General features: G+C 62.9%; 21 protein-coding genes, 3 tRNA genes and 1 pseudogene. 14 read left to right on the top strand and 11 right to left on the bottom strand.

Going from position 1 to position 20,186, the window contains the following annotated elements; genetic code table 11:
• Positions 1–5: 5 nt before the first annotated feature.
• The 5 genes from NKH35_RS18815 to NKH35_RS18795 form a co-directional block, all read right to left on the bottom strand.
• A complete protein-coding gene (locus NKH35_RS18815) occupies positions 6–671 on the bottom strand; it encodes a hypothetical protein (protein ID WP_023670314.1) in 666 nt (221 codons plus the stop codon).
• Positions 672–867: 196 nt separating this feature from the next.
• Complete coding sequence (locus NKH35_RS18810; protein ID WP_023715108.1) at positions 868–1,269, bottom strand: GFA family protein; 402 nt, start codon at positions 1,267–1,269, stop codon at positions 868–870.
• A gap of 21 nt (positions 1,270–1,290) precedes the next feature.
• Positions 1,291–2,349: a Gfo/Idh/MocA family protein gene (locus NKH35_RS18805; protein WP_023684783.1), complete on the bottom strand. Its 1,059-nt coding sequence runs from the start codon at positions 2,347–2,349 to the stop codon at positions 1,291–1,293.
• A gap of 103 nt (positions 2,350–2,452) precedes the next feature.
• Positions 2,453–3,238: a ThuA domain-containing protein gene (locus NKH35_RS18800; RefSeq protein ID WP_023733914.1), complete on the bottom strand. Its 786-nt coding sequence runs from the start codon at positions 3,236–3,238 to the stop codon at positions 2,453–2,455.
• 181 nt (positions 3,239–3,419) lie between these two features.
• Positions 3,420–4,982, bottom strand: a complete 1,563-nt coding sequence (locus tag NKH35_RS18795) for a DUF2778 domain-containing protein (RefSeq protein ID WP_084023746.1) — start codon at positions 4,980–4,982, stop codon at positions 3,420–3,422.
• A 482-nt stretch (positions 4,983–5,464) separates the two neighbouring features.
• Here NKH35_RS18795 and NKH35_RS18790 point away from each other — a divergent pair, with 482 nt between their 5' ends.
• The 3 genes from NKH35_RS18790 (at position 5,465) to NKH35_RS18780 (ending at position 6,968) form a co-directional block, all read left to right on the top strand.
• Complete coding sequence (locus NKH35_RS18790) at positions 5,465–6,016, top strand: cytochrome c (protein WP_027048847.1); 552 nt, start codon at positions 5,465–5,467, stop codon at positions 6,014–6,016.
• Positions 6,017–6,146: 130 nt separating this feature from the next.
• Positions 6,147–6,569: a hypothetical protein gene (locus NKH35_RS18785; protein WP_352915793.1), complete on the top strand. Its 423-nt coding sequence runs from the start codon at positions 6,147–6,149 to the stop codon at positions 6,567–6,569.
• Between the two features lie 237 nt (positions 6,570–6,806).
• Positions 6,807–6,968, top strand: a complete 162-nt coding sequence (locus NKH35_RS18780; RefSeq protein ID WP_023752549.1) for an FCD domain-containing protein — start codon at positions 6,807–6,809, stop codon at positions 6,966–6,968.
• Positions 6,969–7,290: 322 nt separating this feature from the next.
• On the opposite strand, the gene NKH35_RS18775 is transcribed toward NKH35_RS18780, so the two are convergent.
• Entirely contained in the window at positions 7,291–8,223 is a 933-nt protein-coding gene (locus NKH35_RS18775) for a dimethylarginine dimethylaminohydrolase family protein (RefSeq protein WP_023711883.1), read from the bottom strand.
• A gap of 19 nt (positions 8,224–8,242) precedes the next feature.
• Positions 8,243–9,844 carry a zinc-binding metallopeptidase family protein gene (locus NKH35_RS18770; protein ID WP_352915791.1) on the bottom strand — a complete coding sequence of 534 codons (1,602 nt, stop codon included), beginning with the start codon at positions 9,842–9,844 and terminating at the stop codon, positions 8,243–8,245.
• A gap of 83 nt (positions 9,845–9,927) precedes the next feature.
• On the opposite strand from NKH35_RS18770, the gene NKH35_RS18765 reads away from it, so the two are divergent.
• The 6 genes from NKH35_RS18765 (at position 9,928) to NKH35_RS18740 (ending at position 15,601) form a co-directional block, all read left to right on the top strand.
• A complete protein-coding gene (locus tag NKH35_RS18765) occupies positions 9,928–10,824 on the top strand; it encodes a LysR substrate-binding domain-containing protein (RefSeq protein WP_023684774.1) in 897 nt (298 codons plus the stop codon).
• Between the two features lie 103 nt (positions 10,825–10,927).
• A complete protein-coding gene (locus NKH35_RS18760; protein WP_023670303.1) occupies positions 10,928–12,019 on the top strand; it encodes an ABC transporter ATP-binding protein in 1,092 nt (363 codons plus the stop codon).
• A gap of 83 nt (positions 12,020–12,102) precedes the next feature.
• Positions 12,103–13,218 carry an ABC transporter substrate-binding protein gene (locus NKH35_RS18755; RefSeq protein ID WP_352915789.1) on the top strand — a complete coding sequence of 372 codons (1,116 nt, stop codon included), beginning with the start codon at positions 12,103–12,105 and terminating at the stop codon, positions 13,216–13,218.
• A 21-nt stretch (positions 13,219–13,239) separates the two neighbouring features.
• Complete coding sequence (locus NKH35_RS18750) at positions 13,240–14,073, top strand: ABC transporter permease (protein WP_352915787.1); 834 nt, start codon at positions 13,240–13,242, stop codon at positions 14,071–14,073.
• Positions 14,073–14,879, top strand: a complete 807-nt coding sequence (locus NKH35_RS18745) for an ABC transporter permease (RefSeq protein WP_023689053.1) — start codon at positions 14,073–14,075, stop codon at positions 14,877–14,879. The genes NKH35_RS18750 and NKH35_RS18745 overlap by 1 nt, the downstream gene beginning before the upstream one ends.
• 89 nt (positions 14,880–14,968) lie before the next feature.
• On the top strand, positions 14,969–15,601 hold the full coding sequence (locus tag NKH35_RS18740) for a LysE family translocator (protein ID WP_023684770.1): 633 nt from the start codon (positions 14,969–14,971) through the stop codon (positions 15,599–15,601).
• Positions 15,602–15,646: 45 nt separating this feature from the next.
• On the opposite strand, the pseudogene NKH35_RS18735 reads toward NKH35_RS18740, so the two are convergent.
• Together NKH35_RS18735 and NKH35_RS18730 are read right to left on the bottom strand one after the other, a co-directional pair.
• Positions 15,647–16,533: pseudogene (locus NKH35_RS18735) on the bottom strand (alpha/beta fold hydrolase).
• The gene (locus NKH35_RS18730) at positions 16,533–16,868 is read right to left on the bottom strand and encodes an antibiotic biosynthesis monooxygenase family protein (protein ID WP_023738659.1); all 336 of its coding nucleotides are present in this window, start codon (positions 16,866–16,868) and stop codon (positions 16,533–16,535) included. Before NKH35_RS18730 ends, NKH35_RS18735 begins: the two are co-directional and overlap by 1 nt.
• A 130-nt stretch (positions 16,869–16,998) precedes the next feature.
• On the opposite strand from NKH35_RS18730, the gene NKH35_RS18725 reads away from it, so the two are divergent.
• Positions 16,999–17,072, top strand: a tRNA-Cys gene (locus NKH35_RS18725).
• A 20-nt stretch (positions 17,073–17,092) separates the two neighbouring features.
• Here the strand turns inward: NKH35_RS18725 and NKH35_RS18720 are convergent.
• Together NKH35_RS18720 and NKH35_RS18715 are read right to left on the bottom strand one after the other, a co-directional pair.
• Positions 17,093–17,169, bottom strand: a tRNA-Arg gene (locus NKH35_RS18720).
• Between the two features lie 60 nt (positions 17,170–17,229).
• Positions 17,230–17,535, bottom strand: coding sequence for an ETC complex I subunit (locus NKH35_RS18715; RefSeq protein ID WP_023670294.1), 306 nt, complete (start codon positions 17,533–17,535; stop codon positions 17,230–17,232).
• Positions 17,536–17,708: 173 nt separating this feature from the next.
• On the opposite strand from NKH35_RS18715, the gene NKH35_RS18710 reads away from it, so the two are divergent.
• The 4 genes from NKH35_RS18710 (at position 17,709) to NKH35_RS18695 (ending at position 20,182) form a co-directional block, all read left to right on the top strand.
• Positions 17,709–18,893, top strand: coding sequence for a flavin-containing monooxygenase (locus tag NKH35_RS18710; RefSeq protein ID WP_352915786.1), 1,185 nt, complete (start codon positions 17,709–17,711; stop codon positions 18,891–18,893).
• 51 nt (positions 18,894–18,944) lie between these two features.
• Positions 18,945–19,021, top strand: a tRNA-Pro gene (locus tag NKH35_RS18705).
• Between the two features lie 175 nt (positions 19,022–19,196).
• Positions 19,197–19,508 carry a hypothetical protein gene (locus tag NKH35_RS18700; protein ID WP_023670292.1) on the top strand — a complete coding sequence of 104 codons (312 nt, stop codon included), beginning with the start codon at positions 19,197–19,199 and terminating at the stop codon, positions 19,506–19,508.
• A gap of 413 nt (positions 19,509–19,921) precedes the next feature.
• Positions 19,922–20,182, top strand: a complete 261-nt coding sequence (locus NKH35_RS18695; protein ID WP_023701878.1) for a hypothetical protein — start codon at positions 19,922–19,924, stop codon at positions 20,180–20,182.
• Positions 20,183–20,186: the final 4 nt, after the last annotated feature.

Below are 20,186 nucleotides of genomic sequence, written 5' to 3'. Positions count from 1 at the left end.
TCCCATCAACTCACTTTCCAGCTGCGGTCCGAGTTGCTCTTGCTCCCGACGGGATCCTGATTGAGACACTTTGCAACCTCGACAAACAGGCCAGCCAAAAGATTTCGGTCGGTCTTGACGTTGCTGAGGTCGGCAAACATCTTCTCGATCAGCATCTGAACGCCTTCATTCTTCTGCTTGATTTCCTCACGCAGCAAATGATCGTTTCGATTTATCCGGTCCGAAACGTCGCGCTCGAGCGCGCTCAACTGATCCGACAACGTGCGCACCTGCTTTTCAAGAGCCTGGTTTTGCTCGCGAAGATTCCGGTCGATCTCTTTGTCGGCATCGGCTCGTGAATCTTTTTCGCTCCGTAATTGCCCTGCAAGCGAATCGATCTGCTTCTTTGCATTCGACTCGTACATTTCGAGATTGCGCTTGGCCTCGGACTCGACATCCTTGAAGCGCTGCAACACCCGTTCTTCAAGCTTGGAAAAACGGCGGTCATAGTCCTGCATCTGGTTGCCGAACAGCAGGTCACGGATCTTGTCGACACCGACGGCGTCGCCGGCGGTTCCGTTTTCGCGAGCCTGAACTCCCATGAAGTTCAGCCCGTTTCCTTCTGTGTTACCTATCAGATTTACGTCCGCCTTCTTTTCTGAAGAAGCGGAATTCGAAGATTCCTTAGCCATCCATATACCCCCATTGAACACATGCCGTCAGGTAAGCATGTCAGCAATCGGGCCGCAAGCCGGATTCGTCTTGACTTATGCCTATTCATGGGGCAGCCGAGCGCGATGGCTAACGGCCCGGCAATGGCAATCAGGGGCGATGCCCTCTTGAAGGCGCGGAGCGTGCGGACGGTTCCGGGTATCCAAAAAGCGGCCTTCAGTCGAACGTCGCCAGCGGCTCGGCATTGATCTCGACCCACTCACAGCGCCGGCTTTCGTGGTAAAAAGACTGAAATGGCGGCGGGAACGACGGGTCGGCGAAGGCGCCGACGGGAATGGCGATCACGCCGGGTTGCGTGTCGATGCGATAGTGGACGGCGGCGCCGCACTCCGGACAGAAATTGTAGATGACGCGGCCGCCCTCGTCGCCGGCGCGCGTGAACTGCTTCGCCCGCCCCTCGATCGATACATCAGCTTGCGCAAACCGGACATTGTAGCTGAAGGCGCTGCCGGTGCGGCGCTTGCAGTCGAGGCAATGGCAGACCGAGATGCGCACCGGCTCGCCCGAACAGACGGCTGAAAGCTGGCCGCAGAGACATTGCGCGCGGCGCGTGACCATTGTTTCTTCCTCCCCTTCACATCACTGCGTATCGGCGCTGGCCCTCAGTTCCGTCCGCTTCTGTTCCGAAACCATGGCCAGATCCAGCACCTTCTGCAGTTCGGCGGCATGGTGGAATGAAGGCTCGGCCTGCACGCCGCTGCGAACCGCATCGACGAAGCGCTGGTAATTGGTCGGCACCGTGCCGGCGTCGAGCACCTGCCATTTGGCGTTCTCGATATCCTCGCCGACACACGCCTTCAGTTCCGAACCCTCGAGATTGTGCACGACTTCGATGCCGCCCTTGTCGCCATAGATGCGCAGGCGCAATTCGTTGATGTGGCCGGTCGCCCAGCGGCTGGCGTGAACGACGCCAAAGGCGCCGTTGGAGAAATCCAGCGTCATGGCGAAGCTGTCATTGGCGTCGAGGTCGTATTCGCCGATACGGTTGCCTGGCGCCTTGTCGAAGGTGCGCAGCCGGCAAAACACGTGGTCGACGTCGAGTGCGGCGCCATAGCTGGCGAAATCGAGGATGTGGATGCCGACATCGCCGAGCACGCCGTTGGAGCCGTGGTCGCGCGACAGCCGCCACAGCCATTTCGGGTCGGTGCGCCAGTCGCCCCAGAATTTCGAGACCAGCCAGCTCTGTAGATAGGAGGACTCGACGTGGCGGACGGTGCCGATCTCGCCGGCCAGCACCATCTGCCGCGCCTTCTGCAAGGCAGCGACATTGCGATAGGTGAGATTGACCATGTTGACGATGCCGGCGGCCTCAGCCGCTTTGGCCATCTCGCTTGCCTTGCCGAAGTCTTCGGCCAGCGGCTTTTCGCACAGCACCGGCTTGCCGGCCGCGATCAGCGCCATGGTGGTCGGGTGGTGAATGCGGTCGGGCGTGACGTTGGCGACCGCATCGAACTCGCCCCACGCCAGCGCGTCTTCCAGGGATGTGAATCGCTTCGGTATCTTGAACCCGTCGGCAAATTCGCCAACGCGCTTTTCATCGACGTCGACAGCACCGACGATCTCGACGCCGTCGATACCGCCGAAGCGGCGGGCATGCTCCTGCGCCATCCAGCCGGTACCCAGTATCAAAAGCCGCATTCTCTGCACTCCGAGCGAATTGGTTCGATTCAATCATATGGCGCAGATACGGTCTAGGAAACCCATGCGGAAAACCGCTACGCCTTTTTTCCTGGATTTTGCTTTAGCGGAAGCCGGCCTCGCCCGAAGCGTGCAGCTTGCCGCCGCGCTCGACGATCGGCTCCAGCGCCTTCTCGACCGGCACGTTCGGCGCCTCGAGGATCGCCGACTTGGTGCCCTGCGGATTGTGCGCCCACTTCACCGCATTGCGCAGCACCTTGTGCACATTGGCGTCGTGATAGGTCGGATAGGTCTCGTGGCCCGGGCGGAAGTAGAAGACATTGCCGGCGCCGCGGCGATAGGTCAGCCCAGAACGGAACACCTCGCCGCCCTGGAACCAGGAGATGAAGACGGTCTCCAGAGGTTCGGGCACGGCGAACTGCTCGCCATACATTTCTTCATTCTCGAGCTCGAAATATTCGCCGACGCCCTCGGCGATCGGATGGCTGGGACTGGTCACCCAAAGCCGCTCGCGCTCGCCCGCCTCGCGCCATTTCAGCGTGCAGGGCGCGCCCATCAGCCGCTTGAAGATTTTCGAGAAATGGCCGGAATGGAGAACGATCAGCCCCATCCCCTCCCAAACGCGGCGGGCGACGCGCTCGACGATCTCGTCGGCCACCGCGCCATGATCCTTGTGGCCCCACCAGACCAGCACGTCGGTCTCGGCCAGACGGTCGGCCGGCAGGCCGTGCTCCGGCTGCTCGAGCGTGGCGGTCGAGGCGGAGATCGCCTTGTCGGCATTCAGCGCCTTGGCGATGGTCGTGTGCATGCCCTCGGGATAGAGGGCTGCGACCACCTCATTGGTCCGCTCATGGATGTTCTCGCCCCAAACGACAGCGCGTATTGTCATGGATGTCCTCGTGGTGAAGCCGACCCGCAGGGGTCACTCATAGTCTGCCTGGGGGTCAAAAGGGAATAGGCAGTGGGGAATAGGCAATAGGGGCAGAAAAACAAGGAACAGGCGATGGACGCTCCTGGGCCCTACTGCCTACTGCCTACTGCCTACTGCCTACTGCCTACTGCCTACTGCCTTACGCTCCCCGGCCTTCCTGAGCGACCCGCGTCAGCGGCTTGGTCAGGCGCGGCACGACGACGAGGCGTTTGATCTTGCCCTTCTTGTAGGCAGCAAGGAAGCGGGCATAGTCCTTGAAGACGACGCAGCCATTGGATTCCGCACGGCCGCCGCGCAGCATGTAGGTGTGGGCGAGCAGGCCGTCGCGGCCGTATTTGTTGCCGCCGCTGACGGGAGTGAGACGGAGCGCCTCGACGCCATGGAAGCGGGATTCGCGCAGCCGCAGATCATAGGTGTTGGGCGGCGTCGGGCCGACATTCTTCTTGTGCACGAAGCGCGGCTGGTCGACCATCGAGCCCAGCCCCGAATGGGCCTCCAGCCGCGAGCCGTCCGGCATGTAGACGGTCTTGGCCGAGATATCGTAGACGGCGACGCCGCCGCCCATTCCGGGCGTGGCGAACAGATCCTTGAAGGCGCGACCGACACCGCCCGCCGGGACGTCCGGCTTGGCATAGGCCAGCATCTCGCCGGCCTGTGTCTTCGACCGTTTGCCAGGCTTGATCCGGCTTGATCGGATGCTCTGGCTGTCTGGCACGCCAGGCAGTGCGGCAACCTCCGAAGTACTGCGTGGCGACCGCGGCGACGAATTGCCCGGCAACTGGGGTGCGGGGCTCTCGGGCGTCCTGTCGGTCTGTGGCTTGGCTGCCCTGGGCTTGCTGGCTTGCTGCGCCTCGGCAGGCTGAGCGGTTTCGGCGCGTGGACGCCAACCCGGCAACGCAATGTTGTCGGGCAGATCGTCCTGCGGCGGCAGCGAAGCGACCTGAACCTCGGCCTGCCCAGGATCCTGCGCACCGGCGATTGCTGCAACGGCCGCCGGCGGGGCCAGCATGTCAGCGTCTTCCGGCAAGCTGTTGGCCAGCGCCAGCGCCAGGCGCGACGAGCGTTCGATCTCAGCCACTTCCGGCCCAAAGCGTTCCGAGGCGGGGCCATGCTGATCGGGCAGCCGGACTTCGGCGAAACGGGCAGCGACCGGAAGGCTGGCAAGCATGAAGGGCGCATTCGAGGCCTTGGCAAAGGCGGCAGCCAGCTTTTGCGGCGACAGCTCTGCCTTGGCCACCACGCCGTCGAAGCGCATGCCGCGCGAAGTGGCGAGAGCGACGCTGGTGTTTGGCGCAATGTTTGAGGCGACACTGCTCGGGGCCACAGCGTGCGTGGCCGGCTTCAGCCGCGCCATCTTGCCGTCATGCGCGAAGTTCGCGGCGGCATGCGCGCAGCCGGCGTCGCATTGGCTGAGCAGCGAGGCCTGTGATTTTTGCGCCGAAAGCCGCGGCGCCCTCGAATTGGCGAGGCTGCGGCGCGAATCGGCAAGTGCTGCGTTCGGCAGAAGCAGACTGTGCGGAAGGCTGTTGGAGGCTGCGGTGAGCGAGGTACCGAGCGAATAGAGGCCGGCCATGGTTGCCACCGACCACAGCGCCAAGGCCGCGCCGACAACCGGCACCACCACCCAGCGCTGGCCGGATCTCTTCGAAGTCAAACCCCGTTCAGGAGTGTCGCCCCGGTCTTTCAAACGCAAAAACGCCATACAACCACTCTCAATCGGCATGCAGGCTTGCGACCCTCGCATCCGTGACATCCACAGTTCGCTGGTGCCCCCTGCACCTTTCGCGTCTGTTGCCGATTGAAACAAAAGATGGACAAAGTTGGTTAACCAATCCCTCCATCAGCCACCGATTATGCGGCGCCTGATACGAAAAAAAGAGCACTCCATGGTCTGCGCCACGGTAGAATGCTCTCCCTCACCCCCGCCTTGCTGCCCGTTTTTGCGATCCAAGTCAAGGAAACGCTGCGTCAGCTTGCTGCAAACCTGTGCTGATTGCCCGCTGATCGGCCTTCTCAATCAGTTGACCTTCCGGTGGCTGGAAGGTCCATCCGCTCAGAGACGGAGACTTCCGGCGACGGAAATTTACCGATGAGAACCGGCATCACGACCGAAGAATCCGACTGCAGGTCGAACCCCTGCTGCGGCTGGCTGATCACAGATGGATGGGGCAAGGACATGGCGCCGTGAGATGGACCGTGAAAGCGGCGTTGCTGTGGCTGGTCTGTGCCCTTACGATGGGCGCCTCCGTCGGCAGCGGACCGATCGTCGCGGCCCGCCAGGCGTCGATGAAGGAGATGGCGGCGGCTGCGAAAACCATTGCCGGCATGTTCGACCGTAGGCAAGCCTATGACGCGGCAGCCTTCAAGGCGGCAGCGGACACGCTGCGCGCGCGCACCGGCCCTGCCCTGATTGCCGAATTTCCGAGCGGCTCGCTTGGACCGCCTTCGCAGGCCAGGCTGGAGATCGATCAGTCACGGGCGGAATTCGAGGCCCTGGCAAATCATATCGGAACGCTGGCCGACGCTCTGGCCGCCAAGGCCGAAAGCGCGCCGGCCGTCATCACCGATGACATGCGCATGGGCACCGGCCTGGCGATGGGCGGCGGCAGCCTGCTCGGCAAGCGCTCGATTCCAGAGGAAGCCGATCCGACCAAACTGCCGGCGGAGCATATCCTGCATCTCATCCTGCAGGATTGCTCGACCTGTCATTCGAAATTCCGGCAAAAGGTACAGTGAAGCGACATTATCCGGCGGAGCATTTTCTTGCTGGCCTGCGCCACAGTCACTTTGCATACAAGTAAATTCGTTTGTGCTAATATATCGCCGGTCGTGCATATCCATGCATGACGAGCATCGGGAGGATGCAATGAAAACCATGAATCGCAGGTCTGCAATTGCCCTCGGTCTGACGACCGCCGCGGTAGCGCCTTTGTTCACCTTGGCGGCATCGGCAAAAATCAAGAAATACGGCCCGAAAGAGGGCAAGGAGATTGCGCCCGGTGTCAGGGTGGTGGAGGTCGGCACCGGCAATGCAGACATTCCCGCCTACAAGAGCATCGCAATTATCGACGTTGTGTTTCAGCCCGGAGCACATGCTCCTCAAACCGTGATGGACAACGACATGGTGTGCACCATTACCTCAGGTGCATTCACGATCAAGAAAGCGGACAAGGAATTCAAGCTAAGGACGGGTGATATGTACACCTGCTCCAAGGGCAAGACCGATGAAGCGACGAATACAAGCAAGGAGGTCGGCGTGCATCGCATCGCCGTATTGATACCCGCATAGCAGATGGAATTCCGGCCGGACCACGCCGTCGAGAGTCCGGCCGGCCAGACGAGGCGATCTCGTTCCGTCGTCAGCGCGGCCATCTCACGCCAGCCACTCCCTGATCGCCGGGTGGGCGGGAACGGCGCGCATGTGGTCTTCGCGCTATGGCTTTGTTTGGGCATGATCTTTTGGGGAAGCTGGCTTGGTTTCAAAATCAACGGCTAGGTCGAATGGCTGATCAATCAGCGCATCCACGTGGCCAATACGGAGATCGAAAACCGCACGAGTTTTGCCGGCCACCAGGCGGTGTTCGAGGCGATCGAGCGCCGCGACCCGGAAGCGGCCGGCCAAGCGATGCGGGCGCATCTGGAAAACGCCCGGCGCAAGTTCAATTCAGGTTCGGGCAGATTGGACTAGCCGGCAGACGCGGCAGCGCTCTGGCGCAAGCAAAAAGCCCGCCGTTCAAAGCCGGCGGGCTCCCTTCAATCATACAGCGCGATCCGGTCGCCGATAACCAGGACGACCGAATTTCGGCCTCAGCGGCTGGTTGCGCTCAGGGGGCGGGCTTCGACGGGTTTGAAGCGACCAGCGATCCGAGTTTGCCGGCTTTGGCCAGACTCGGCTTTTCGTAAGTTTTCTTCACAGAATCCCTCCTCTAACGGCATCAATTTCCTCTGCCGGGCCTGTTTTGTCAAATCTGGCAGCAGTTCGTCACAGGTCCCGGCGGCAATTCGTGCCCTTACGCCGGCTCGCGCTTGAGCGCCTGCGCCATGCAGTGAATGCCGCCGCCGGTCTTGGAAATCTCGCTCATGTCGACGGCAGCAACCTCGAAGCCGCGCGCCTTGAGCTGGCCGATCAGCGACTGGCTCGACGTCGGCGCGATCACCCTGTCCTTGCCGAGCGACATGAAGTTGCAGCCGAGCGCCATCGTGTCCTGGAAGGGCACGTCGATGATCTCGTGGCCCTTGCCCTTCAGCCAGTCGACGATGCCGGGCTCGGTGCAGGCGAGGCACACCGCGGTGAGCTTCTCGGCGATCGGCACCACCATCAGGTCGATATGGACGTAATATTCGTCGATGAAGGCGAGGCGCGTTTCCCAGCCTTCCTTTTCGAACCAGTCCTGCACCTGGCGGGCGCCCTCTTCCTGCGTCCGGGCGCCGCCGCAGCCGATCAGCACCACGCCCTCCTCGATGACATTGAAGTCGCCGCCTTCGAAGGTGCCAGCCGTGACCATGTCGTAGATGGGGATGCCGAGCTTTTCATAGGTGCGGATGGCGGCATAGTTCTCGCCGCGCCGCCACCAATTGGCCATGGCGGTGATGAAGGCGCCGTAGGGCGTCATGACGCTGGAGTCTCTGGAATAGACCTGCATCGGCAGTTCCGGCGTCGGCTCGTGCCAGTGGATGTTGACGCCGAAATGCTCATAGGCGGCGACGAGGTCCTTGTGCTGCGCCTGGGCGATCTGAACGTTGCAGGGCGCTTCGCGCAAATGCTTGCGCGACAGCGAGCTGGTCGAGAGGTGGCGCAGGAAGTTTGGCGAGCCGAGCAACACGTCTGTCAGCACGTCGGTCTCGTTGGCAAAGCCCCATGATGTCAGCGGCTTGGTGCCGCCGGCGGGATTGCGGCGCTGCAGCGAGAACGGTTCGGCGATGATGCGATCATGGACGGTCATAAGGTTCTCCTCGATTTGACTATGCAGCTTGATTGGGTTGGCTGCTCGGAATCCACCAATCGCGCCCCCGCGCGGTGGTGACATATTCCGGCCAGCGGAAATTGATCGGCGGGTCATAGTCGCAAAGCGGCGCGATCCAGTTGGAGCCACCAATGCCGCCGCCGGTGCGGGTGACGAATTCGTCCATGGCCGCATCGCGCGCGGCCTTGTCCTCGAGCAGGCGGAGGGCTGCAAGCGCAACCGTCTTGGCGGCGCAAATGACCATCGGGTCGATGGTGGCCGAGATACCGCCCAGCGCGTTCATCGCCCAGGATGGATAGGCATGGCCATTCGCCGAGCGCAGCGCCGGGCGGGCGACATAGAAGCGTGCGGTCGGCGTGTGCCACGACATGTCGGTGTAGTCGTCGGAGGTCGAGTTGATCTGCGACGGAGGCAAATCGCGGCGCAGGATTGCCTCGGCCTCTTGCGGCGCAACCAGCCGCTCCATCTCGTCGATGAAAGGGTTGTCGGTCGCGGTGCCGCCGGCATTGACCTGGACCTCGCGACCGATCGCTTTCGCCGCGTCGTCCCAGTTCGGAGCGCCAACGGTGGACAGCGCCTCATAGGCAATCCCTGCCATGGCGTGATTGGCGAGGCCCGGCCGCGACTTCGACACCCAATGGCGCTCATAGCGACAACCGCTGATCGCCGCGGCCGCGGCCGCATTACGGTCGAGCACCGCGGTGACCTGCTCTGCCATGGCAATGGTCGGCACGCGGATCATGTACTGGATCTCGGCCAGCCCCGCCGGCAGATTGTCGGCGGTCGCCTGCCCGGCGGTGAGGATCGCCTCGCTGATCGACCAGCCGCCCTGGTGAGGCAGCATGGAATCGCGCAGCGCCTTGGAGGTCATGTACATCGTCATCAGCGCGTCATTGGCGCCGGGCGCCCGCACCGCCGAATGCGCCTGCGGGATCGGCGCGCCATCGCTTGCGCGAACCCAGTTTTCGGGTTCGTCGCAGACAAAACGGTAGATCATCGCGTAGGCCGCGCCGCAATGCGTGTCCCAACGCGCCGTGTTGCAGAGCGGCAGCATATAGAAGGGATGGAACGAGATCATGCCGGCAAGGCCGTCATAATAGCCTTTGGCTGCATGGATCGGCTTCGAGCCCCTGACCTTCTCGGCCGGCTCGCCGGTGAAGCGCAGCGTCCCCTCGATGCCGTGGCGTTGCATTGCCGCCTTGGTGGCGAGAAGTCCGCCGAGGCCGGCAATGCCAAGCCCGGAATGCGGATCGGTGTGGCCGCCGGCCTCGCTGCCGAGGCCCGGCCGCGATCGCTTCACCGTTGCCGCGTCCTGGCAGTTGCCGGGCACGGCGTCGTATTCGCCGTACATGCCGATGGTCGGCCCCGGGCCGTTCGTCCAGTGGGCGCAAAAGGCGGTCGGCATGCCGGCCGACCCTTCCTCGACCGAAAAGCCCTCATGCTTCAGCCGCGCGACATACCAGGCCGCCGACTGGTATTCGCGCCAGGCAGTTTCGCCGAAATCGAAAATGGTGCGCGTCCACGCCGACAGCGACGGCTGGATGCTATCGAGACAGGCAAGCGCGGTGGCTTGCGCCGAGGTCGTCACCGGTTTCTCCATGCGGCCCAAGAAAGCAGTGAAGCGGCATTGCAAAAAGTGATATGTTTTTCCGGTTCATGCAAATTCGGTTCACCTGAGGCCTCTTGCGAATACCTTCCACACAGGCGCTGCGCGCCCTCGACAGTTTTGCCCGTCACGGCAGTGTCTGGCGCGCAGCCGATGAACTGCATTTGACCCGCAGCGCCGTCAGCCATCAGTTGCGGCTGCTCGAACGCGACCTCGGCTTCGACCTGCTGGAGCGCATCGGCAAGGGCGTGGCGCTGACACCGCGCGGCCAGCGCTATGCCGCCGATGTGAGAAAGGCGCTGACGGTGCTCGGCGATGCGGTGACGCGCCAGGCCGGCACGGGCGTCGGCGGTTCGTTCGCCGTTTCCTGCACGCCGGGCTTCGCCTCTCTGTTCCTGTGCACGCACATCGGCGAGTTCCGGCAGATGTATCCAGACGTGGCGCTGTCGATCCTGACGCCGCGGCGGCTGGACGATGTCAGCAATCCGGACGCCGATGCCTTCATTGCCTTCGGCGTCGGCAACTGGCCGAACCGCTCGGTGGAGTTGCTGTGCGAAATCTCGTTCACGCCACTTTGCAGCCCGACACTGCTCAACAAGGTCGGCGGCTTTTCAAAACCGGCCGACGTGCTGCGCGCCAATCTCCTGCATCTCGGCGACACCGAGGACTGGGCGCGCTGGCTGGCGCTGTCCAAGGTGGAAAACCCCGACACCGAAGGCGGCATCTTCTTCTCGGACATGAACCTCGTTTTTTCCGCGGCGATCGCCGGCCAGGGCATCGCCATGGGCGACGAGCTGACCAGCCGCCGGGCGCTGAGCGAAGGCCGTCTGGTGCGCCCCTTCGACATCGCGATCCCCTCGCCGCGCTCGTATTTCCTGGTGTCGGAACATGCCAAGGCCAGCCACCCGGTGCTGGAAGCATTCAATGGGTGGTTGAGGTCGAAGCTGTCGGAGAACCGGATCAGCCCGTACTAGCCTCCCATCCGTGAATCAAATTTGCCGATCAGGCGAAAACTATTCGGTTGCGGTGAGCCGGCGCACTGCCCTACGCTCAAGCCACGATCAAGGAAGAGGCAGGATGCAGCAACCCGGCCGGGCCGCAGAGATCAAGGCAATCGGGATCGGCAAGAGCTTCGGCTCGTTCCAGGCGCTGGACGACCTGACGCTCAATATCGGCCGCGGCGAGTTTTTGACGCTGCTCGGTCCCTCCGGCTCGGGCAAGACCACATTCCTGATGATCCTCGCCGGCTTCGTGCAACCGACCGCCGGCAAGCTTTTCAGCGACGGCATCGACATCACCGAGCGGCCGGCCGAACAGCGTGCCGCCGGCATGGTCTTCCAGGGCTATGCGCTGTTCCCGCACATGTCGGTCGAGGCCAACATCGCCTTCCCGCTCAAGGTACGCAAGAAATCGGCTGGCGAGATCAAGCGCCGCGTTGCCGAGATGATCGAGCGCGTCGGCCTCAAGGGCCATGAGACGAAACTGCCGGCGCAGCTTTCCGGCGGCCAGCAGCAGCGCGTGGCGTTGGCCCGCGCTTTGGTGTTCGAACCCGGCGTGCTGCTCCTCGACGAGCCGTTCTCAGCGCTCGACAAGAGCCTGCGCGGCCAGATGCAGGCCGAGATGAAGCGGCTGCATCAGGAGACCGGCACCACCTTCGTCTTCGTTACCCACGACCAGAGCGAGGCGCTGGCGCTGTCGTCGCGCGTCGCCATCTTCAACCATGGCAAATTGCTGCAGGTCGGTGCACCGGACGAGGTGTATGACCGGCCGGCCAATCGTTTCGTCGCTGAGTTCCTGGGCGAGATCAACATGCTGCCGCTCAAGGGCGTGAAGCGCGCCGACAATGGCGCGACCGCGCTCTGCGAAGACCGCGCGATCACGCTGCGCGGCAATGCCGAGGCGGTGAACGGCAACGCCATATTGGCGATCCGGCCCGAACATATGTCGATCGCGCGCGAAGCCGCCACCGGCGAGAATGGCATCGCCGCCACCGCCATCGGCTCGACCTATCTGGGTGCGGCGACCAAACTCGATCTGACGACGCGCCAGGGCGCCAAGGTGACCGTCTCGGTGCCGAACGAGGTCGCGGCGGCGGCGCTGAGCAAAGGCAATTCCGTCTGGCTGACCTGGCCGGCGGAAAAGGGTTTCCTCCTTCCGGACGGAGGATGACGACGAGAACGGCGAAGTCTTCCAGCAAAGAATCTGGAGCGCGCCATAACCACCGGAACCAACAACGAAAAAGGGGAACTAAAATGACAGACGAAAGCAAAAAACAAGCCATGGACACGCTATCCGCCCGGGCTGTGCGCGGCGAGATTTCGCGCCGGCAATTCACCCAGCTTGCAGCCTTCGTGCTGGCCGGAACGCCGATGCTGCTGCGCTCGACCGGCGCGTTTGCGCAGGCCAAGGAACTGGTGCTGGTCAACTGGGGTGGCGATGCCCTCACCGCTTATGACGCCGCCTATGGCCAGGCCTTCACCAAGGAGACCGGCATCGCCGTCAAGATGGACGGTTCGGGCCCGACCGAAGGCGCGATTGCCGCACAGTTCAAGAGCGGCGCGCCGACCTGGGATCTCGTCGATGTCGACCCGTTCTCGGCCATCACGCTCGGCGCCCAGGGTGCGCTCGAGCCGATCGACTACGCCGTCGTCGACAAGAAGAAGATGCGAGAAGGCTTCGGCTGGGAATACGCGGCCTCGACCTATTTCTTCTCCTACGTCATCGCCTATGACTCGGAGAAATACGGCAAGGACGCGCCGACCGGCATGGCCGACTTCTTCGACGTGAAGAAGTTTCCGGGCAAGCGCTCGCTCTACAAATGGGGCGTGTCGAGCTGGGAAGCAGCGCTGCTTGCAGACGGCATCGCGCCGGCCTCGCTCTACCCGCTCGACCTGAAGCGAGCGCATGACAAGATCGCCGCTTTCAAGGAAAACGTCGTGGCTTACTGGGGCGGCGGCGCCGAGAGCCAGAGCGTGCTGCTCAACGGCGAAGCCTCGATGGCGATCGTGTGGTCGACCCGCGCCTCGCTGATCGAGCAGGACTCGGGCGGCAAGATCAAGTTCATCTGGGATCAGGGCCTGATTTCGCCCGGCGCGCTGGCCGTGCTCAAGGGCAACCCCGGCGGCAAGGACGCAGCGATGAAGTTCATCGCCAGCGCCCAGGATCCGCAAAAGCAACTGGTGATGTTCGACAAGCTCGGACAGGGTCCGGCCAATCCGGCCGCCGATGCGCTGATCCCCGCCGACAAGAAGCGCATCAACCCGGTCGATCCCGAAAACATGAAGAAGCAGATCGCGCTCGACATGGACTGGTACGCCAAGAATTACGGGGCAGCACTCGACGAATACACCAAGATCATCTCGGCCTGACCAGGCCGGGCACGAGCTTCGATGAGAGGCACCCTCTCCGACAGGATGGGCGCGGCGGTGCTGATGGCGCCGCTGCTCCTGTTCCTTGTGCTGGCCTACGCCTGGCCGTTCCTCGGCGTCGTCAAGTGGAGCGTCACCTTGCCGACACCGGGGCTCGGCCAGTATGGCGCGCTCGCCACCGATGCCCTGGTGCAGTCTGTGTTCATCCGCACGCTGCGCATCGCGCTGATCGTGACCGTGGTTTCCGTGGCGGCGGCATACGCCATCACCATGGTGTGGGTGCGCGGCAGCCCGGCACAGCGCATAATCGCTGAATTCTGCATTCTCGTCCCCTTCTGGATCTCGGTGCTTACCCGCGCCTTCGGCTGGGTGGCGCTTTTATCCAACCGCGGCCTGATCAACACCTGGCTGCAATCGATCGGCTTCATCTCCGAGCCGCTGACGCTGGTGCGCAACGAGTTCGGCGTCATGGTCGGCATGACGCATTTCCTCATTCCCTTCGCGGTGTTCCCGCTGGCCTCCGCCATGCGCAGCCTCGACGAGCGCGTGCTGCTCGCGGCGCGCGGGCTCGGCTCCAGCCGCATGCGCACCTTCTGGACCGTGTTCGTGCCGATGACGCGCTCCGGCATCATCGGTTCGGCGATGATCGTGTTCGTCTTCTCGCTCGGCTTCTTCGTCACGCCGGCGATCCTCGGCGGCGGCCGCAGCGTGATGATCGCCGAGCTGATCTATCTCCGCATCTTCCAGAGTCCCGACTGGGGACTGGGTGCGGCGATCAGCGTCGTGCTGGTGCTGTTCGTCGGCGCGCTCATGGCGCTGCTGTTCCGCTATGTCAGACCGAAGCAACTGATCTGATGCCGACCTATCGCCCCGGTCCCGTCTCGCTGATCCTCGCCGTGCTGGTGGCACTGTTCCTGCTGCTGCCGCTGCTGGCGGTCATCCCGGTGTCGCTGACGCCAAGCCGCATGCTGGCTATGCCGACGGGCGAACTGTCGCTGCGCCACTACCGCGCGCTGATCGAGGATCCGCGCTGGCTCGACGCCATCCTGCTGTCGATCCGCATCGGCATCGTCAGCAGCGTCATCTCCACCGTGCTGGCGCTGTGCTTCAGCCTTGGCGTCTGGATGTTCCAGCCGCGCTTCACGGCCACCCTTGTCGGCTTCGTGCTGTTGCCGATGGTGGTGCCGCCGGTGGTCTCGGCGATCACGCTCTACTTCCTGCTGACGTCGATCTCGGGCATGAGCTCGTTCTTTGGCTATGACACATGGCTCGGCGTCGCCATGGCGCATTCGGTGATGACGGTGCCTTTCGCCACGGTGCTGATCCTGGTCTCGCTCAGCCAGCTCGACCGCCGCATCGACCTTGCCGCGCGCGGCCTTGGCGCCGGCGTGTGGGAACGCGCGACGCGCATCATCATGCCCAACATCAAGTTCGGCATCGTCACCGCTGCACTTCTCTCCTTCGTGCTGTCCTGGGAAGAGATCGGCGTGACCCTGTTCATCACCTCGGTCAACGCCATCACGCTGCCGCGGCTGATGTGGATGGGCCTGCGCGACAACATCGACCCGGCGATCGCAGCCCTTTCGGTGATCCTGATCATCATCACCGTGCTGGTCCTGGCGGTGAGGACTGTGGTGGTGAAGATGCGCGGCGGGCACTGAGCCAAGGTGGCCAACAACAATCGGCGATAGCCAAGCCGCTGTGTGAAGGGCGTTACGGACGGTGAGCGCCGGGTACATTACGCGGCGTCATGGGAAACCTGCCGCTGGTGACATTTGCCTTCGTGTCGGTGCTCGGAATGGCGGTTCCGGGACCGGACGTCGTGCTCGCCATCACCAACGGCTCCCGCTACGGTTTTCGACGCGCGTTTCTCGGCATGGCCGGCGTCGTACTGTCTGATTTCGTTCTTATCAGCATCGTCGCGCTGGGCTTCGGCGCTCTTCTGCTGGCTTCGGAATTCTATCTCTCGGCTCTCAGGATGTTCGGCGCGGGCTATCTGCTTTTCGTCGCCATCGGTACCCTGCGCACCGCGTCCCGACCTTCGTTCAACCCTAACGTTCCCGAAACACGCCATTCAGCCAAGGCACTCATTGGGCGCTGCTTCCTGGTGGCGGTCACAAATCCGGCGGCCTGGCTGCTTTTCCCCGCGATCCTGCCGCATTTTGTCCGTGTGGATGAGCCGATCGCGATCCAGTATGGCATCCTGGCCATTATCGCCGCGCTTGCCGATGTGTTTGTGCTGACGTTTTACGCAGCCCTTGGCGCGCGGGCTGCAAGGCTTCTGGCTGGGCCAAACGCCGTGTGGATCGACCGGTTGTACGGTATCGCCCTGCTTGGTCTTTCGAGCACTTTGATCCTGCAATCCCTCGGGCATCTGAGATAGTCGACACAGGACTACACAGGGCCGGATTTAGCAATCGGCCCGTAGTCAGCTTGCGAAGAATCTCGACAGCCTTGCAGCCGTGTCTTCGGGGTGCTCTTCCGGGAAGAAATGCCCACCCTTGACCGAGCCGCCTCCGACGTTATCAGCCCATTGCCGCCAGATCGCGGGCCGCCCTCCTCCGCATACCAGTTCTCCAACCCGCCCTCGCCGCTCCAGAGCGCAAGCAGCGGGCATCTGATGCGACAGCCATCAGCCTGGTCCTGCGCGTCGTGCTCGCGGTCGATGCCTGCGGCGGCGCGATATTCCTCGCAGATGGCGTGGGCATGGGCGGGATCACGCAGCGCCTCGATATAGGCGGCCCTGACCTCAGCGGGAAAAGCATCTGGAGCCGAGCCCCAGCCGGCGATCGCATTGTCGACAACTGCGTCGGGTGCTGCGGACAACAGGCGCTCAGGCAGCGGTTCCGGCTGGGCGAGCAGGCTCCACGGCCAGAAGGCCAGCGCCAACCTGGCATCGGCCCGATCCCAGGCGGAGGCCGTGGGGACGATGTCGAGAACGGCGACTTTCGACACGGTTTCGGGATGGTCGAGCGCCAGCCGGTAGGCGACGCGACCGCCACGGTCGTGGCCGGCAACCATGAAACGGTCGAAACCGAGAACGTCCATAACCTGCACCATGTCGCGCGCCATCGCTCGTTTGGAATAGGCGGCATGATTGGCTCCGGAAGCCGGACAGCCGCTTTGTCCGTAGCCTCTCAGATCGGCGGCGACCACGCTGAAATGCGGCGCCAGGGCCACGGCGATGTCCCGCCACATCACATGCGTTTCGGGAAAGCCATGCAGGAGCAGCAACGGCGGCCCTGAGCCACCGGCCCTGACGAAGATCGATGTCTCCTCCATTTGAACGGTCCTGGCGTCAAAGCCCGCAAACATCAGCTGCCGCCAACCAGTCCGTGGCTGGAACGGATTCGCAGCACCTGGACACCCTTCGGCAATTCGATCAGGAACTCCTTGTCGCGGTCGAGATGGTGGATGCTTTGCGGATCGCCGCCGGTAAAGGCGGCCATCGCCTCGACGCTCTCCCAATAGGAGATGGTGATGAATTCCGAATGCGTCGGCGTGTCCTCGCGAAAAGTCTGCACGCCAAGCGCTTTCTCGATCAGCGGCTTGATACCAGCCTCGTAATTGTAGCGCTCATAGGCGTCGGCCCTGCCGGGCGAGGTCCTGCCGCGCCAGATGCGCGCAATGGTGGGCGTCTTCGGTGCCATCTGCGACAAACGCCTGAACGCGAGCCGCGTTCCGAACATCTCGACTGGTGGCAGCCGGATCGCGGTCCGAACCTGCGAGCAGAGGCCGGCCAAGTTGACTAGCTGTCGCGGTCAATGCACAAGGAGCCATGGTCTGAGGGCGGGACGGTGACGCATCGGTTTGCAAAACCGACGTAGTGGGTTCAATTCCCACTCAGGCCTCCACACTATCTCTTTGAAGTTGTTGGCGATCCCGACAGGATTCGAACCTGTGACCATCGGCTTAGAAGGCCGGTGCTCTATCCAGCTGAGCTACGGGACCGCTGGCCGGCATTTGATATCTTGGCCGGCTGGTGTCTATGTGCCAGGCGCTGACCGCCGGTCAATGCGTCCAGGGTATCCTGCGGTCATAGCGGAAATTTTCCGCATAGGAAATCTGCCGGCGCTTGGTCTCTTTCGGCTCCTCGACACGGAAGGCCAGCCCCTGCTTTTCGGCATAGGCCACCGCTTCTTCCCTGGTGTCGAAGGTCAGCCTGATCTGGCTCAGCATGTCGCCCGATGTGGTGTAGCCCATCAGCGGGTCGATCTTCTTGCGTTGGGCGGGATCGAATTCCAGCACCCAATGGCCGGTCTTGGCCTTGCCGGACTGCATCGCGGTTTTGGCTGGGCTGAAAATTCGCGCGGACATGGGCACCTCGTAGCTGCGTTGGCGGTAGCGCCGCCTTATTTCAGTCAATACTGTGCAACACTGCCGACGGCAAGGCCGAAGCGGCCTGCAACCAGGCCGCTTCGGCAGCGGCATCGGCCCGATACACTGGCGTAGCATCAAAAGTCATGGTCATGATGGCGACACAAAGAGGCATGGACGCAGGGATTTTGCACGCCGAGGCCGACAGCCAAGCGATTTTCGACGGCGCGATCGTGATCGGCGCCGGGGCAGCCGGCTTGACCGCAGCCCATGCGCTGCTCAAGACCGGCGTGCCTGTGATTGTGTTGGAAAAGGAAGCCCGGCTGGCCGAGCCATGGCACGGGCGGCACGAGCGACTGCATCTCAACACGCATCGCGACCTTTCGGCGCTGCCGGGCGTTGCCTTTCCTGCCGGCACCCCTGCCTTTCCGCACCGAAACACCATCATCGGCCATTTGAACGAATTCCACGCCATGCACCGGCTGCCGGTCGAGTTCGGCATCGCGGTCGAGGAGATTGGCTTCGAGGGCGACCACTGGCTTGTGCGGACCAGTGCCGGGCCGCGGCTGGCGCGCCATGTCGTCATCGCCACCGGGCGCGACCGGCAGCCCTTCATCCCGGCCTGGAAAGGCATGAAGGCCTTTGCCGGACGCATCATCCATTCGGCCGCATTCGGTAACGCCAAGGCCTATGCGGGCAAGAAAGTGCTGGTCGTCGGCGCCGGCAATTCCGGCTTCGACGTGCTCAATCACCTGGTGGCAGCCGACGCGGGACAGATCTGGCTGTCGGCGCGCAACGGTCCGGCACTGCTGCCCAAGCGCCTCGGCCAGATCGCCGTCCACCGGTTTTCGCCGATCCTGGCGCGGCTGCCGTTCAAGCTCGCCGATGCGGTGATGGCGGCGACGCAGCGATGGGCCTTCGGCGACCTCACGGCCTACGGCCTGCCGCCGACGCCTTCGGGCGGCGCAAGCCGGCTGGCGTCGGATTATACCGCCATCGCCACCGATGACGGCGCCGTCGATGCCATTAAGGACCGCAGGATCATCGTGCTGCCAACCGTGCGGGAATTTACCGGCGACACGGTCGTTTTCGACGATGGCGCGACGATCCAGCCCGATATCGTCATCGCCGCGACCGGCTACCGCGCCGGGCTCGAGGCCATGTTGGGCAAGCTCGGCGTGCTCGACGAAAAGGGCGTGCCGCTGTTCAACGGCGCCGACAGCGACCCGAAACTGCCGGGCCTGTGGTTCACCGGCATGCGGCCAAGCATCCGTGGCTGCTTCGCCAATGCTCGCATACAGGCCAAGGCGATCGCAGCCAGGATTGCGCGGGAGCGCAGACCGCCAAGCCCCGTTTGATGTTTTAGGGGTTGCGCGACAGGGTCCGGAACCGTATACGCCGCAGGGCCTCGGAGTGTAGCGCAGCCTGGTAGCGCATCTGGTTTGGGACCAGAGGGTCGGGAGTTCGAATCTCTCCACTCCGACCATTTTTTCCCACAAAGCCCATCCTTGCCCAGGTCACCCCCAAGGTCGCCAATGGCTGCCTCGCCGGTTGCGCCTGGCGGCACACATTGCCCAGCAGCAGCCGCTCGCCGATCGGACCCTACATTGGAACACCAGTTCGCTCCGAGAGTTGTGTATGTTCAACCCAAGGAGCAAACAATGAAAACCCTTCTCGTCGCCTCCATGATCGCGTTCGCCGGAACGGCGGCTTTGATCGCACCGGCGCAAGCCGCCAGTCTGACTATCCAGTCCGATGACGACGATCAATATTCGTCCGACGATGGCGATATACAGATTCTTCGCCATCACCAGCGCCACAAAGACTATAGCGACGACTATGGCGACGACTACAGCGACAACCAGGATGGCCAATGGCGGCGCCACCATCGCCATCACCGCTGCCATATCGAACTGGTCAGGCACTGGCGCCATCACCACAGGGTCGTCGAAGAGGTCAGGGTCTGCGGCTGATCCGATCGCTTTAGACCTGCTACGGCCGAGTTTGGCGACCGGAGCACCAATCTGACCTAAAGCGCGTCTCATTTGAACGGACTCACGCGACGCGCTTGAGGTCTTGTTTGATGCATGTTTGATGCATGTTTGATGCATGTTTGATGCATGCGGTTCTCTCAAAACCGGGGCCACTTGAGCGACATGCATCAGGCGCCCGTGTCATCGAACAGCATCCCTTCGGCGGGTTTGGCTAAAAATCGACGCAGGGATAATCCCCTCGCTTCCACTTCTATCGCCGGTCTAAAAGCGCGTCGCGCTGAAACGTATCCAGGCGACGCGCTTTGATTTTTGTTTTGATGCATGTCGTTCTCTCAAAACCGGGACCACTTTTGAGCGACATGCATTAGACTCCGGGCAAGGGGAGATTCTGGATGCTTGGTCTCGAGGCATGGCTTTCGCTGATTGGCCCTGCCTACTTCGCTTACATCGGCATCACGGTTCCGTTCGTCGTCGTCTGGGCCATTATCTGTGCGGCCCTGTGGATCTGGAACAACCGGCCGAGCAAGAGGCAAGGCCCTCCCCGCTCGTGGCCCGCCAGCGTGCTGTTCTTTGTCGTCGTTGCCGCGTGCTACGTGGCAGCGCATACGGTGGTCTATCTGCTGGTCCGGTATCTGGCGGCGTTGTGGGCATAAACGT

The sequence above is a fragment of the Mesorhizobium sp. M1143 genome (assembly GCF_040318435.1).
In the GTDB taxonomy this organism is placed as follows: Bacteria; Pseudomonadota; Alphaproteobacteria; order Rhizobiales; family Rhizobiaceae; genus Mesorhizobium.
The sequence above is the reverse complement of the archived record's forward strand: the minus strand, read 5'-3'. Positions and strand labels throughout refer to the sequence as shown.